The 14083-nt window shown below is 42.5% G+C and carries 22 protein-coding genes; 1 reads left to right on the forward strand and 21 read right to left on the reverse strand.

Annotated features, from left to right (window positions below):
• Positions 1 to 43: 43 nt before the first annotated feature.
• The 6 genes from F995_RS02840 to F995_RS16740 all read right to left on the reverse strand — a co-directional run bounded on the left by F995_RS02840 (position 44) and on the right by F995_RS16740 (position 2882).
• On the reverse strand, positions 44 to 478 hold the full coding sequence (locus F995_RS02840; RefSeq protein ID WP_004645303.1) for a zinc ribbon domain-containing protein: 435 nt from the start codon (positions 476 to 478) through the stop codon (positions 44 to 46).
• Between the two features lie 71 nt (positions 479 to 549).
• The gene (locus F995_RS02845; RefSeq protein ID WP_016806987.1) at positions 550 to 1206 is read right to left on the reverse strand and encodes a hypothetical protein; all 657 of its coding nucleotides are present in this window, start codon (positions 1204 to 1206) and stop codon (positions 550 to 552) included.
• A 48-nt stretch (positions 1207 to 1254) separates the two neighbouring features.
• Positions 1255 to 1581: a hypothetical protein gene (locus F995_RS02850; RefSeq protein WP_004645305.1), complete on the reverse strand. Its 327-nt coding sequence runs from the start codon at positions 1579 to 1581 to the stop codon at positions 1255 to 1257.
• Positions 1578 to 2360: a phage antirepressor KilAC domain-containing protein gene (locus F995_RS02855; protein ID WP_004645306.1), complete on the reverse strand. Its 783-nt coding sequence runs from the start codon at positions 2358 to 2360 to the stop codon at positions 1578 to 1580. The genes F995_RS02850 and F995_RS02855 overlap by 4 nt, the downstream gene beginning before the upstream one ends.
• Complete coding sequence (locus tag F995_RS02860; protein WP_004645308.1) at positions 2357 to 2647, reverse strand: hypothetical protein; 291 nt, start codon at positions 2645 to 2647, stop codon at positions 2357 to 2359. The genes F995_RS02855 and F995_RS02860 overlap by 4 nt, the downstream gene beginning before the upstream one ends.
• Positions 2648 to 2726: 79 nt before the next feature.
• Complete coding sequence (locus tag F995_RS16740; protein ID WP_004645309.1) at positions 2727 to 2882, reverse strand: hypothetical protein; 156 nt, start codon at positions 2880 to 2882, stop codon at positions 2727 to 2729.
• A gap of 117 nt (positions 2883 to 2999) precedes the next feature.
• On the opposite strand from F995_RS16740, the gene F995_RS17155 reads away from it, so the two are divergent.
• Positions 3000 to 3383 carry an Arc family DNA-binding protein gene (locus F995_RS17155; protein ID WP_004645310.1) on the forward strand — a complete coding sequence of 128 codons (384 nt, stop codon included), beginning with the start codon at positions 3000 to 3002 and terminating at the stop codon, positions 3381 to 3383.
• Here the strand turns inward: F995_RS17155 and F995_RS02870 are convergent.
• From F995_RS02870 to F995_RS02940, 15 genes are all read right to left on the reverse strand, one after another.
• Positions 3380 to 3649 (reverse strand): hypothetical protein, encoded by a 270-nt coding sequence (locus tag F995_RS02870; protein ID WP_004645311.1) that lies wholly within the window; start codon positions 3647 to 3649, stop codon positions 3380 to 3382. The two genes, F995_RS17155 and F995_RS02870, sit on opposite strands and share 4 nt — an antisense overlap.
• 2 nt (positions 3650 to 3651) lie before the next feature.
• Positions 3652 to 4131: a hypothetical protein gene (locus tag F995_RS02875; protein ID WP_004645312.1), complete on the reverse strand. Its 480-nt coding sequence runs from the start codon at positions 4129 to 4131 to the stop codon at positions 3652 to 3654.
• Positions 4132 to 4263: 132 nt separating this feature from the next.
• On the reverse strand, positions 4264 to 5202 hold the full coding sequence (locus F995_RS02880) for a phage tail tube protein (RefSeq protein WP_004645313.1): 939 nt from the start codon (positions 5200 to 5202) through the stop codon (positions 4264 to 4266).
• A gap of 72 nt (positions 5203 to 5274) precedes the next feature.
• Positions 5275 to 5799 carry a Rha family transcriptional regulator gene (locus F995_RS02885; protein ID WP_004645314.1) on the reverse strand — a complete coding sequence of 175 codons (525 nt, stop codon included), beginning with the start codon at positions 5797 to 5799 and terminating at the stop codon, positions 5275 to 5277.
• Between the two features lie 319 nt (positions 5800 to 6118).
• Positions 6119 to 6529, reverse strand: coding sequence for a hypothetical protein (locus F995_RS02890; protein ID WP_004645315.1), 411 nt, complete (start codon positions 6527 to 6529; stop codon positions 6119 to 6121).
• Positions 6526 to 6900, reverse strand: a complete 375-nt coding sequence (locus tag F995_RS02895) for a hypothetical protein (protein WP_004645316.1) — start codon at positions 6898 to 6900, stop codon at positions 6526 to 6528. Before F995_RS02895 ends, F995_RS02890 begins: the two co-directional genes overlap by 4 nt.
• A 176-nt stretch (positions 6901 to 7076) precedes the next feature.
• Positions 7077 to 7445: a hypothetical protein gene (locus F995_RS02900; RefSeq protein ID WP_004645319.1), complete on the reverse strand. Its 369-nt coding sequence runs from the start codon at positions 7443 to 7445 to the stop codon at positions 7077 to 7079.
• Positions 7445 to 7822 carry a DnaT-like ssDNA-binding protein gene (locus tag F995_RS02905; RefSeq protein WP_004645320.1) on the reverse strand — a complete coding sequence of 126 codons (378 nt, stop codon included), beginning with the start codon at positions 7820 to 7822 and terminating at the stop codon, positions 7445 to 7447. Before F995_RS02905 ends, F995_RS02900 begins: the two co-directional genes overlap by 1 nt.
• 2 nt (positions 7823 to 7824) lie before the next feature.
• Positions 7825 to 8025 (reverse strand): hypothetical protein, encoded by a 201-nt coding sequence (locus F995_RS02910; RefSeq protein WP_004645321.1) that lies wholly within the window; start codon positions 8023 to 8025, stop codon positions 7825 to 7827.
• A gap of 10 nt (positions 8026 to 8035) precedes the next feature.
• The gene (locus F995_RS02915; RefSeq protein WP_004645322.1) at positions 8036 to 9025 is read right to left on the reverse strand and encodes a hypothetical protein; all 990 of its coding nucleotides are present in this window, start codon (positions 9023 to 9025) and stop codon (positions 8036 to 8038) included.
• Between the two features lie 17 nt (positions 9026 to 9042).
• Positions 9043 to 9759, reverse strand: coding sequence for a hypothetical protein (locus tag F995_RS02920; protein WP_004645323.1), 717 nt, complete (start codon positions 9757 to 9759; stop codon positions 9043 to 9045).
• 78 nt (positions 9760 to 9837) lie between these two features.
• Positions 9838 to 10065 (reverse strand): hypothetical protein, encoded by a 228-nt coding sequence (locus F995_RS02925; RefSeq protein WP_004645325.1) that lies wholly within the window; start codon positions 10063 to 10065, stop codon positions 9838 to 9840.
• Entirely contained in the window at positions 10062 to 11183 is a 1122-nt protein-coding gene (locus F995_RS02930) for a minor capsid protein (RefSeq protein WP_004645326.1), read from the reverse strand. The genes F995_RS02925 and F995_RS02930 overlap by 4 nt, the downstream gene beginning before the upstream one ends.
• On the reverse strand, positions 11176 to 12591 hold the full coding sequence (locus F995_RS02935; RefSeq protein ID WP_004645327.1) for a DUF4055 domain-containing protein: 1416 nt from the start codon (positions 12589 to 12591) through the stop codon (positions 11176 to 11178). The genes F995_RS02930 and F995_RS02935 overlap by 8 nt, the downstream gene beginning before the upstream one ends.
• Complete coding sequence (locus F995_RS02940) at positions 12592 to 14082, reverse strand: hypothetical protein (protein ID WP_004645328.1); 1491 nt, start codon at positions 14080 to 14082, stop codon at positions 12592 to 12594. It lies immediately after the preceding gene.
• Position 14083 lies beyond the last annotated feature (1 nt).

The raw sequence follows: 14083 nt of genomic DNA on the forward strand, positions 1-14083 counted from the left end.
ATAAAAAACCCCGCTTTTGCGGGGTTATATTTAAGGGCTTAATCTATGGGCAGTGCTTTTTCCATAAATCATTAAATTCAGATTTGGATGCGTTGTAGTCTTCAAGGTAAACGTTATCACCATCACTTAAAAAACGTTTTGCACCGGCATAGCCACCAAAACTATTTTTAGAGTTAACTTGACCACATTGTGCGCTTACAAACTCATATTTGGCAGACTCTGGATCTTTAAGTATCCCAGATAAAGCTGTTTGAATTTGCGCTTGTTGCATCATCTTCTGAGTTTCTGCGCTCGGCTCGGATGGAGGTGTGTCAGAATTCACACTAACTATTATCATAATCACCGTAAAGATAATAAAGCCAAGCACTATTTTAGTGAATAATGATGTTTTCTTTGGTTGTTTTGCGCCACATTGCGGACAATTTTCAGCTTTATCGCTTATCTGGTTTCCGCATTCCTTACATGGTTTAAGCGCCATGTTATTCCCCGATTTTAAGAATTATCAGGGATAAGATACTAAGTTTCTCTCAAAAAAGAAATGTGAGCACATTAATCCAGCTCTTGAAGGTCATAGGCATTAAAATTTGGACAAAGATCACAGCTAACCTCAACTGCTTTAGCTTGGAGTTGATCCTGAAGTGATGCGGGGTGGCACTTATTTAAAAAACGAGCTGCGCCAGAGAGTTGCTTGCATGGATAAATCCATTGCGTAGGCTTTTTATCACTTTCTTTACTCAAGAGAGTGTCATTCTCGTTAATTATTCTTAACTCAAAAATCATTGATCCATAGTTGGGCGACCCTAGGTCTTCTTTTATCTCGAAACAGTATGCCTTGTGGTCTTTTACCCTGAAGGAATTGCGGTAACACCTCAGCATCTCAGCCAAGTATCTAGACCTATTTAATGGTTTGCCATCCAAGAAGATATGAACCCCTTTCCAGTCAATCGCCAGATCAAGCAAAGCAATCAATAAGCTACAATTTTTTTGATTTATCGAGAAAGTTGAGATGTAGTAAACCGCTTTTCCATCTATCTTTTCCTCAAATTCATCAGCTAGCTTAGCTAGGCTCAGCGCAGCGGGAAAGTTGCGAGATTTCGACTTAGGGAATGCTATCGTAAAGTTTGAGTTGAGCGACCTTACAATCATTTGTGCTTGAATATCTGGTGTTAATTCGTACATAACATTTTTTTTGCGAATTTTTAACACAAGATACTAATTCCAGCATGAAAAAACCATCCCGAAGGATGGTTGTTTTTACTTAATCATCAAGACTATCGCCACAATGACCAAGATAGCTGTTAGCAGATAGCAATTGGTTCGCCACATCAGGATGGTCTTAGTACCTCGCTTTATTAAAGCATCGTACTCCCGCATTTTATCCATTGCGCGGGCCATAGCTGCATCACCTCTTTGCAGGAGAGTAATCATTTCTAATTTTTCCTGCTCCAAGATTCGTCTTTCCTTGGCATGCAGGAGAATCATTTCATGATCTGCCAGAATTCGATATTTAATATCTTCCAGCAACTCATCACGGCTCATGCTTAGAATGTCTTCGCTCAACTCAAAATCTAGATCATTCATGCTGTGCCGCCTTGATCTTTAGCTAACTTTGCCAAACCTTTAGGTGTGATGCGAACTTGTTCAGTAATTTTGGTAGTGCCATCACCTCGCGTCACCTCAGTTATCTTATGTTCCAGATAACCAGCTTGCACTTTGTCTTGATAGCCTAGCCAGTGAGAGTTACCTGCTCGCTTGTAAATCCATTTACCAGATGAAAGCTTGGCAATTAGATCTTTTGGGCGCATTTGCAGAGCTTTAGCTGCATCGGTTAGACATAGACTTCCATCAGCTTTGGCAATTCGATCATATGCCTCTACTGAAGGCTTCATTTCCTGAACTTCTTCCTCTAAACCCACAATCCTTTCAGAGTAACCTAGAAGCAAATCTCTCAAAACGCGCGGATCAGCTAAAGACTTCATTGGGTCAAAGTTTTGGATAAGCTCTTTGGCTTTGAAGTAACCCTTCACTAATTGTTTTTGTACCTTCCAAGCTAAGTCGTCGGTAAATGACTTAACCAACATGAGATAACCTGATTCAGTGATCAATACTCCATTAGAAGCAAACTTAGAAAAAACACCGTCTTGAAGGTTGGAACGAATTTCGTCCTTACCTACTTCAAAGTAATCTTCACCTTCTGTTAAGTGCTTTTTGTTAGTACCAAAATTCCGTTTAGCTGTGCCTTCTGGGCGACCATGAACTTCATCAACCATTGCGAAAGTTACAACACGCTGACCTTGGTACTCAACAATATCCAAAACCTTATCAGCAACAGTCACTCTGTTATTTAATTTTGCATTCATGCCACTGACTCCTGTGCTAATAACTTTGCCGCTTTCGGTGAATGTTGCTCAAAGTAGGTAACTTCTTCACAGCACTCATCTACCCATTTATTCAAATGATCCCAAGTGATTGAGGCTAAGGTGTAGGCTGTTGTGTGCTTTTCAGACTTTTCCATAATCAGAGTGACTAAGGTTTGCAGGTCGCTAAAGCCTTTTTCAGCATTGTTAATAAAATCAACAAAGCGTTCTAATTGGTGTTCACTGATCTGAACTTGATTCGCTTCAGTGATATGGGTTATATTTGACATGTGTTTACATCCTTCTGTGATGGCAACTGAACCTTGCGAAATGTGGTAGTGGAGCAAGGTTTTTTTGTGCCTATTGATTTCATGCTTTCGCACTCTTGTGTTTTTCTACCAATAATTTGACTGCTTCATTCATAAGATAAACGATTGATCTTTTATCCTCTTTAGCAATCAGCTTAAGTTCTTTATGTAGTTCGCTGTCTAGCCGACCTTTTACATAAACAAATTCTTCTTTCATTATTTCCTCCTATTTATGCCACAATTTGTGGCGTTTAATAACTATAGCCACACTTTGTGGTAATGTAAATACCTATCATGAAATATTTACCACAATTTGTGGCATTGAGGTTTTTAGATGAGTAATCAAGCTGATCACACTATAGTTCGATTGCGTGTGCCACCTGAGCTAAAACAAAAAATTGAGAAATCCGCTGAGGAAAATAACCGCTCTCAGAGCGCTGAGATGGTCGCTCGTCTTGAGCAAAGTTTTGAGTCTGCCTTTTTTAGTGACGAGGAAAAGGCCCAATACGGTAAGGGTTTTTTATCTGGGACTGCCACTGCTCTAAGCATGCTATACGGTAATGTACTGAACAAGCTTGAACATCAATACACCAATAACCCAACCCCTGAATTACATTTAGAGGTTGAGAAATATAAGTTTTTAATAGAGAAATTAGAGCTAATTGCTGACAATAAAGACAAAAGTCCAATTCTGGATGAGTTTAAAAAAGCACCCTAAGGTGCTTTTCTTTTACTCATCTTCTTATATGCCTCATCAATAAACCGGTTATCCAGATCAAAGATGACTGCATTGAAAATATAACGCTCTACGGGTAACTCATACTGCTCACAATAGGCATTTAAGTCAGCAATGCTTAATGCCAACGGTGCGCCTTGCTCGTATCGACGTGAGCGTGAGATGACGTTGTAGGCTTCAATTAAAGCATTGGCTGTATATGAGTATACAGGCGGATCAGGTAATTCATGCCCCTGCTTTTCACGCAACTTTATTTGGTAGTCACTGAGTCCAGCAAACTGGTTGAGGTATCGGTAGAGTTCTGCAACTTTCCCAAAATTAACTGCCGGTTAACCTCAAACTCTTTAGAGATTTCCATGGCCTTTTTTGAGACAAAAATCATTAACTCAACACCCTGAGTGCCGCCATTTAGGAAAATTTCACCGGCAATTTCAGGAGAAAATGCAACATCCTGCTTCAACTCCTGTTCTCCATTTTCACCGATATGAAGAATATCAAAGCCTTGCCAGTCTTCAATTAAAAATGCTTCTGCTTTGTATTGGAAGAAGTGAAATGGTTTTTTGTTTTCATCGTCAGGCTGTGCGCGATATAGAACCCCAGCCTCTTCATTCTTTGCGAGATAAAGTTCATTATTAGCGCTTTTAATCTTAATGCGCTGCTGCTTATCACCGTCTTTCTTGTAGTCAAACCATTTAGCTGTGTTTGTGCTTGTGCCGATACCAAATGCCATATTTATACCTATACCTTTACTTGATGTTTGGGGTTATAATTCATCTATGGTTTGCTTCCTTCTGCCATAAGGTCGTGAACACAAAAAAGCCCATGATTACGAGTCACGGGCTTTTTGCTTTTCTAAATCTATTTACGCAACTGAACGTGTGATGGTTGGTGCCACTTTGACCTGCTTAAACTCTAGAGCCAGCGTGTGGTCGTCGGTCGCATTGGTGTCCGACATGCCATCATTATCGAGTTCCAATTTAGAGAAATGGAACCCGTAAGCATTGCCTTGAGTATCTTCAATGCCAATTTCCGCAGTCATGGTTTCACGCGATTCAACATATGGAATCCAGGCTTTGGACTGTTCTGTTAAAACTACTGTCGCACTAAGACCAATATTCACTTTGCCTTCAGTGTAGCGGTTTGGAATGATGCTCTGATTACCTAAACATGGGCGAGCTGTCAGGTTGTTATTAATCGTAATACTGAAGGATTCAGCACACGCAGTGCCCACCGTACTCACACCATTGATCTTGAATGTATTCACATTGATAGATGACATGAATGGTGTATCAGGTGCAGCAAGTGGAGCAGTTACAGGGCTTACTGCTGGATTTGCATAGCCTGTAGCGCTAATTGTTGCAGAGCCTGTGATTTTGCCTTCGGTGTCGCCTTGAATGGTTAATTCACCGATACGAGCACCTGAGAACACCTGAGTAAAGTTTAGTTTTTTATCATGCTTTACAATGGTAAAGGTATCTAATTCCATGCCACCAATTTCAAGAGTGGCTACACCAGTTAAAGCATCATCAACAAACACATTACCAGCCACACCTTCAAGCAGAATATCTTGGCTTAAAGCCGATAGTTCATACTCAATGGTGCCAGTCGCTTCACCCGAAGTGGCCATTGAGCCTTGATCAAAGCGAGAATCTACAATTTCATCAGATTCGGTAAGTGAAACAGTTTTCTTTAGTGAGTCAGAGTTTCGACGCAACGTATGCCAGACAGGCACTGCAGGCAGAACATTAGGTGACTCTTCTTTTGCAATGTAGATAACTACATCAGTGCCTTTGGATGACATAATGTGCTCCTTAATTTTAGGCAATAAAAAACCGCCAGGTAGGCGGTGGTTTTGGTTAGATTTAAAATCTGATCAAGATGATTGGAAAAATGGCAACGATGGCTGTAACTCGCTTTCCAGTTGCGCTATTTCATCATCAAGTGGATGCTTTTCTTGTTTCCACGCATTCATATCTCTAGCCGAACAGCTAACTTGCTGCTTCCGACTATTGCGATAACCGACAATATGGTTATATCGCGCCCATTTAGATTGAAAAACTTGGGTTAATTGGTTTGCCATCCAGTTGAAGGCATCAATAAATTGCTCTTTTACTGCATCTGCTTTCTCGCCATTAAAGCCCATCACCAGAAACATCCAGCCATCCTTAGTCATTTGATAGAATTTTCTAGGCTTTCCATTCTGCAAGTCATTGTTTTCAAAGCAAAGCGCAAAATTGCGTTCACGAAATTTCTGTGAGCATTTCATATTTTTTATAGAGCGAAGCACATCAGAGTGTCGTTTTTTGAATGCTTCCGCTACTGCATAACTGGTTGTCTTTGGTTCGCCATTTTCATTTGAGACCATGGCGCGTAAATTTAATGTTGTCATCATGTTCATAAGATTTCCTCTTATATGACCATGTTCAGAAAAAGAAACTGGCAGGCAAGTTGAACATGGAAACGTGCTTTTCGAACCGTCGTTCTAGCCAGTGGTTTGCCTAAAAACAGGCATAAAAAAAGCCCTGCATCGCTGCAAGGCTCATTTTCTCAGTTAAAAAATTGGCTAATTGTCCAATTTTCCTGTTTTGAATTTGGTGAATTTTGGTCAATAAAAAACCCCGCTTATTGCGAGGTTTATGTTTTGGGTTGAGTGATTCCCAATTTAGACAAAATAATATATAAACGGCATTTAGGTCAATTGATACTGCACAATTTTTCTAGTTCACTCGGAACTCAGCTCTGATTATTTTTGCGTAGAAGTTCTTTTCATCCATGCTTTGTGGTGCATGAACTTTGTATATTTCGAGATGAGATACACTAAAAGACTGTAAATGCTTTCGCCATATGTCGCACAACTCAGAAAGCATCATCATGCCGCTACCAAGTGGAGCAAAGCATTGAATTGAAATAATGCCTTGATCCCGAATGCATGGCTTATCACCAATGCCTACAATCTGGCTATCAGCGTATTGAATAAACGCCTTACTCCAAGCCTTATTTTTCGGTGGCTCAAATGGCATGCCATGACTTAGTGGCTTATTCACCATTTCAACGATTAGATTTTCGAGTTTGGCAATTCTTACCAATTCCTGATGAATGGCTGTTTCAGCCTGAGTAAGTGTCATCATTTGTATTTACTCGCTACTGATTGGTAGGACAATGCGTAGACACCATTGGGTGCTTGCTGACTCCACCCATTTTCTAAACGTGTGCCGTATGGACTCAATGTCTGGATATAGACAAGACCGCCTATTTTCGCTGTAGATGCGACTTTCAAACCTTCTGCTAGTGTTGCACCACCCGATAGGTCAAAGCCTTTCTCATACATGCCTTGCGGTCTATCAAGCGTTACTTTGTGCGATGCCCGAAATTCACCATCCATGACAGGCGAGCGCACAATAACTTGCTGCAATGTTTCGCCTACAATCTTTTTGAGATGGTCATCTGCATTCTTCACCACATCAAGCGCAAAATTAGTCGGTTTGTTTTTCCATCCCATTTAACACCTCGGCAGATTCTCAGTTAATTCGCGCTCATCGTATGAGTTGTGAATATAAGCGCCATCTTCATATCTCACACCGCACTTGCAATCAGGATTGAAATCATGTGGTTTTAAATCATTTTGAGGTATCACATGAACTGAATCATGGATTTCGTGTACTTCCCAAGCCATAACTACACCTTTCTAAGCTGACAAGTCCAAATACTATCTGTCGGATCAGCCCCAATATTCACCACTTTAAAATCACCTTTACTGGTTGCCCAAACATCACCAATCTGCGGAATGCCTGTAACTTCATTCTGCAGAACAATTGCTTTTGCATCTTCGGCTTGATAATCAGCAGGCTTCACCAAGTCTTTTTGATATGAGCCAAACAGAACGCCCCGCCCTGAATATGATTCATCACCAACAATGGGATAAGTCTGCGTTTCAAAATCAAACTCACCCGAGTAAATCAGTTTTGTGCAGGTGAAGGTGTCGACAGCATCGGCCAATTTTGTACTGAATGCTTGCGCAACCTTGGCTTGGATTTTATCTTTCATCACTTCACCACAAATGTATTAATTGCAAAGCCTTTTAAAAGATACGGACTCAGCAAGTCATCAATGAATAACATTGTCGAGCTTTTGCCCTGCTCCATACCTGCCACGTACTCTGTCTGAACCTCTACGGTATCTGCTTTGACGCGTTCGGATTTCACTACACCATCCGTACGGTCTTTATATAACTCACCTTTAGCGGCTAACTGTGCAGCATAAGCCCCTGCAAGTAATACATCTTCTGGAATTACTTCAAATTGACGCAAATGCTTAACACGAAGCCAAGCATTCGCCTGAGTAACTGCGAGATTAGCGTCACCCGATCCAGCCCAATCTGGGCCAAGGCTTTGAGTGACTGAATCGATAGTGACGTAATTCATAGTTATTCCTTGGTTGTTTCGGTTCCAGCTGCAGCACCTTCAGTGCCACCGCCATTCTTACCAGCATCATCATCTTTAGGCGGTGTGCTTGAACCTGTAGATGATCCAGATGCTTTGCCTGATACCTTTTTAGGCTGCTGAACTTTAAATCCAGCAACTACATCTTCCCAGCGGGTTTTCTTTTCGCCTTTACCAATAGCCATGTTTAGCTCCTTACTTGGTTAGAATGAATGCCAATGGAATGGCTTTGCGGTCATAGACACGTGTCCAGTTTGCAGCTAAAGCAAGGTCAGCCCATGATGCAGAAATTGCTGGATCTTCTGTACCGTTGCCAGTGATAGTTGCACTGGTGAAGCTGTAGCCGAGCGGGTGAATGAATGTCTTACGACGCGACCAGATTGTTTCTACACCACCACCGTTTGCTTCTTCATCTTTGTAAGAAACAGTTTGAGCATTGTCTGGTTGACCAAAGCCGTAACCAATCGCACCAGCACCCAAAAGGATTGAAAGGTACTGACCTGAAATCATCGGCATGCCGTCATCTTTAACCAAGCGCTTACCTTGATAAGTAGCAATCTGAGTTTTGGCATCTGAATGCTCAACAAACTCGATCAAGTTTTGCTTTTGAAGATCAGCATACTTTTTAGAGTGAACCACTAGAGCGCCCAAGCCCTCATCGCTATCACCCATAGTTGCACCAGCATCAATGATGATGTCAGCATCCAGAGTGCCAACTGCATCTGATACCACCATGTCGCTTGCATGATTGGCCACGTTGTCGGCATACACACCCAAAACGGATGCAATTAGACGACGTTGAACCTGACGTTGCCAGTAGCGGTTTAGTTTGCGACCTACTGCGGCAAGTGGATCTTGTGCGGTTAATTCCTTCACAAGGTTTGCAGCCGCCCAGCCTTCGTTCAGGTGAGCAATGCGGGCTTTCATCACACCAGTATTCAGTGCCAACGGAACAGCTTTGTCAGCCGGGTTGTCGTTGCTGTAGTTTGGTTCGATAGACGCATCCAAATCATTCCAGTATGGAACTTCTTGAATTGCAGTACGCGCATTCAATAATTGGCTAAATTCGTTATTGGTGACCAATACACCTGAATCAGCAAATGCGGTTTTTTCAAGGGAATCACGATCAATGTAGCTTGCTAGAAGGTCGCGGTTATAAATATCTGTAAGGCGAACTGATGCCATAAGATTAATACTCCAAATTATTTATTAAATTCGCCATTGTCTAAAGCAGCCTTGAACCCTGATGGGTCGCGTAATTGCCACTCTTGACGCTCGGCTGTCGTCATTTCATGTGGTTTTTTAGTAGCACCGCCACCTTGACCACCAGAAGCCCCACTTCCTGATGCGTTTGACGCACGAATCAAAGGCTTGAATGCCTCATTCGCACGAAATTCTTTTTCTAAATCTTCAATGCTCAATGCGCTTGGCTTGCCCTGCAAATCAAGAACACGGATTTTGATTTCACCATCTACAGTTTCAACCTGTAGGCGATTGCTGATATGTGGAAGCAAAACGGAATCACTACCTGGTACAGCGAGTTTCGCTGCCAGTTCAGTAGCTTTACTTCCAACTGTTAATTTGTAGACTTGTGCTTCAAGTGCCTGTTTTTCGTTTAACAGCTCGGTTTCGCGTGCTGCAAGCTTTTCACTCCATGACTTTTCCAAGGCTTCGATATTGCCGTTTTTGCGGGCATTTTCTTCAGCTTCTTTTCGGGCCTGTTCTTCCGCTTCTTTGCGCTTTTGCTGTTCCGCTTTCTTTTCAGCAAGCAGCTCATCAACCTTCTTACGTAGGCCCTCATCATTTTGTGGCTGCGGAATACCTTCGATTTTCAGGACGTATTTACCGTCTTTTTCTTCATAGAGTGATTTGACAGATTCCTCGACACCATCGAGATTTTCTAATTCATACTTCAGCATTTTGCTCTCCGAGCGATTGTGCAGTCACAAACTGCGGGCATAAAAAAAGACCCGTTTGGGTCTAGGTTTGGATTTGGTTTATTTGCGCTGATTGCTCAACTCAATATCTTTTTGATTAATTGAGCTTCGCATAACAGGTGTCTTTTTCTTAGGTGGTATCTGGAAAGTTGCAGTCACAATCGTCATCCCATCCACACTACATTCAGCACTAACATTTGACTGTATGCCTATCTCTTGTTTGGTTTCGGCATCTACAAGTACAAATTGATTGGTGCCTTCAATAAGCTTTAATTCAACGTCTTTCATAATCCCAATTCCTTAAACGTCTTTGCATCCAGCGCCTTCAACTCATCCAGCGTGTACATGGCGCCTTGAGGATCGACAAACTTATCAATGCTGTACTTACCTTCTTTGTAGAGCTTGTAGCGTGCTGGACCGAGCCATTCTTTCTGAAAAAACTCATCAGTCTGGTCGAAAAACTTCTTAAACGATGTATTGGCATCCAACTGGCCAATCAGGTCTTTACGTTCATCTTTTGGAATATCCTTGACCTTACGCTCATCCATTACAAACGGACGCTTGCCTGATAGCTTTCCATCAGCATCAACTCCAATGAGAACGCTGCGGCAGTTATAATGCAAAGGCGGTTGCGGATGTGGCTTATCAATCTCATACACCGACTGATCTAGTACAGAACACGTTTTGGACGTTCTCCCGTCCAAAGTACTGACGAATTTCACATGAGTGAATCCAAGTGCCTTCCAGGTATCGTCATATGAGATATTCGCTACATGACTTCGTGCGGTCCGAACAGTACGCTCAATCTCTACCTTGGTCGCATCCCAGATACCACCCACATAAGCGTATTGATTGCCGACCTTGGTTCGCTTGCCACGAATGCAGGTAATGATTTCCTGATTCGTCTGCCCCTGATTGATACCGTCACGAATCGCATATTCAACCTGCTTTCGCGCCTTATCCAGTACAAAGCCAAACATTTCATTAATGAGCTGACCGCCTGCCAATGGAGTAGACTTTGCTTTTTTATAAAGCTGCTCACCACTGACCGAAGCTGCTGCACCTGTCATCAACTGACTAACATAAGATGCTTCATACACCGCCATGCTGACCGCTGACTGGTGGAAGGTTTCTGGCACCTCGACTGAAATCTCTTTAAATCGGTCATTCAGCAGGATTCGGATTTCTTTCAATTGATCAGTAGTGTATTGACCGCTCGCCAATGCGATTCTTTCAGCGTCAGACAGGTTTTCAAGCAATTCCCTTAGCTCGGATACCAACTTGTTAGACAGTCCGTAGAATCGGCTTAAAACTTCATTTACAGCTTGGGTCGATGCTCGATAGCTATAGGCTGAATGTTGGCTTAAAGCATTAAGTATTGCTTTCTGTGCTATTTGGTCATTCATAGTTCACACCTGGTAAAGCACTAGCTGTTTCAGCTTCGATCCGCTGTTCTTCTTCCTCAAAATCAATCTCAGGAACTTTTCCGGTTGTTCGGATTTCATGGAAGGTTTGACGGCTCAATTTGCCTTGCTGGACCAGCTCGTTATAAAACTTCAAGGCATCAAGTGAAAGCTTACCTTTAGCAAAGTCCTGTTTGATCGTGAACTTAGCTTTACCAGATCCAAAGTACTTGGCACACCAGCGCAACACAATTTCAGAGGCTTCATTGAGGTTCGCCACACATAACGACAAGACAGAATATTTCGCCATCGATTCATTGTTGGATTCGGTTGCAGTTTTCACCACTTGATTTTCCTCAAGCAGTTTTGCCCCCAAAGCCTTCATGTGCTTCTCTTTGGCTTCCATTGCCTCTTTGGCAATCATCTGCTCCTCTGCTTGAGCAAAGGTGAATGTCGCACCCGTTGGAAGCATTAAAGGAGTTGTAGAGCCTAGCATTACACCATTTTCTTGCAGCCAATCGCGCCACTCGGTATCAAGGCCAGTCATCACTGGTTGAATCTGGCCACAGAGGAACACACTGTTCTCATACTCAGCTGAGTTGTGATAATGCGCGATATTCATCAATGCCAGTGACTCAAGCGGGATATTATCAATCTCCCAATCATTGGCCACCGATCCAAGCGGGATAAATGGTATCTCATTCCACTTGGCGCCATTTGCATCAGTCGGATAATACGGTTCGCTATCAGCTTGCAGGGTGCCAGTACGATCAGAATAAATCTGAACACAATATTCACCGTTCTGGTCCAGTCGCAATACCCGATAAAGCTGAATCTCTTTTAGGCTAAACTCGTCACTCGGATCCACAATAGAATCCTTCTCAGCAAGGACTACCAAAGCTGTCTTAAAGTGAGCACCTACCTTACGCACACCCCAATTGATAATGCTTAAGGTTTTGTAATGCACGACTGTCGGCAAAATACCTAAACGCTCAACCTCAGCAACCGAAGTCGCACCATCTGTCTGCGGATAATCCACAAAGAGACCGCCACGGCCAGCATCAAGTAAGCCACCCAAAGCGCTTTGCATCAAATGGTAGTAAGACTTGCCAGTACCATCGGCATTGTATTTCAGGAAATCCATACCATCAGGATCAAAGTTCGGATCTTCCGAGAAGGCAATGCCGATTAATTCCTGTTTAGTGTCTTTGGTGATTTCATACAGCACAGCACGATCACGATAAGCCTGATTGCGTAAATCATTCTCGCGCTGATCCTTGCTCACATTGATTTCAGGCAGATATAAAGCACCTGCCTTTTTCACTGCATTTGCACCATCACATAGATCGTGAACGACCTTCCAGCGGCCTTCAAATTCAGCATATTTAGGATGTTTTGAATTGACTGCCATTTAGTACACCGTGCTTAATGAAATAGTTTTAGGTTGAATCTTCTTCGACATCGCTACAGCAAAATATCTAAAACCATCGGCACCATGCGAAGTATGGTCATGCAGAGGTTTATCCTTCCAGCAGCCTTTCTTGTCATCCCACTCTTTGCGATAGTTTTCCAGATGAGAAATACCTTCCTCACACTTGGTTTCATCAAACTCACATCGAGGCAGGATTTCACGGGCCAATTCAATGCCGTCCATGATTCCAATATTAGGAACCACTTGGAAACGAACTGAATATTTCACCCCATCAATCTCATAACCTTCTTTGGCAATATCAAGGCGAGATTTACCATCGTTCATCAATGAGCGGTTTTGAATATCATGTGGAGCGTAATGTGCTGAATAGGTATAGCCGCGATCCTTCAAGACCTTGAAGTAATGACGCATGCCTTCGCCTGAGTTTTCGTAGTAATCAATCACCTGATAATGATCATCACCGATCTTGCGAATGAACCAGATCACCATAGAATCCGATACACCCAAATCCCAGAAGGTCATCACATCCAAGTGTGAATTATCAGGCAACTCACCAATGCGGCCATTCTCGTACAAGAATTTGAATTGCTTCTTGTAGTAAGCGCCCTCTACTGACTGAGCAAAGGCCTCGGATGGAATAGATGGATACTCACGCTTAATATCCTCACCAAGCGTTTTCTCTTTCTGCCAGTACCATTGTTGCTGCTCTGGTGTGGTATGGATGTTGTATTTAGCTTTTAGCTCAGCAAAGTAATCTTTTAGGCGCTGCGGAATCTCAGCTGTAACCGGCAGGGCATAATCATGATTCTTCCACCATGAGAAGAAAAAGAATTTCCAGTCTAGGATGCCAAGTGTTTTACCTTGCAGTTGTAACTTCTCAGCAGTCTGGCAGTAGTCATAGAAATAACCTGACTTACCTTCAGCTGTAGACTCAAGGGTAATCTTTCCACCCAAGCCAACTGCCTCAAAAGCACCAGTGACAATCTCACGGGCCTTATCCGGGTATTTCGCACAGATCTTACCGAACTCGGAAATATGCAATCGCTTTAGCGTTCCACCACGAAATGATGTACTGACCGTGACTGATCCACCTTTGGAAAATACAAGCTCTTCCTTGGTTTCAATGCTTAATGGATTGGCTGCACGTAATGGGTGTGGAAGCTTCTCATAAGCATACTTAACCTTTTCCCGAAACAGACGTTTAGCATCATGCAGGGTATGTGCAATCAAGGCACATTTATCAGACATGAACAGTGCAGCATCCAATTGAATGATGCACATCTCAGTCGTAAAACCGAGCTGACGTGCTTTTAGGATGATGTTTCTCGACCACTCGTTTTCAAAGTACTCTAGCTGCTCAAGTGTCATCTTGAACTTAACTTGTTTGCCGTTCTTATCAGTGATGTAGTAGAGATTATTTAAACGGAAATGTTGGTCAATAAGTTTTGCTCTATGCTCAGGTTTAAGCATA

It is taken from the genome of Acinetobacter sp. CIP A162, assembly GCF_000367905.1.
GTDB lineage: Bacteria > Pseudomonadota > Gammaproteobacteria > Pseudomonadales > Moraxellaceae > Acinetobacter > Acinetobacter lwoffii.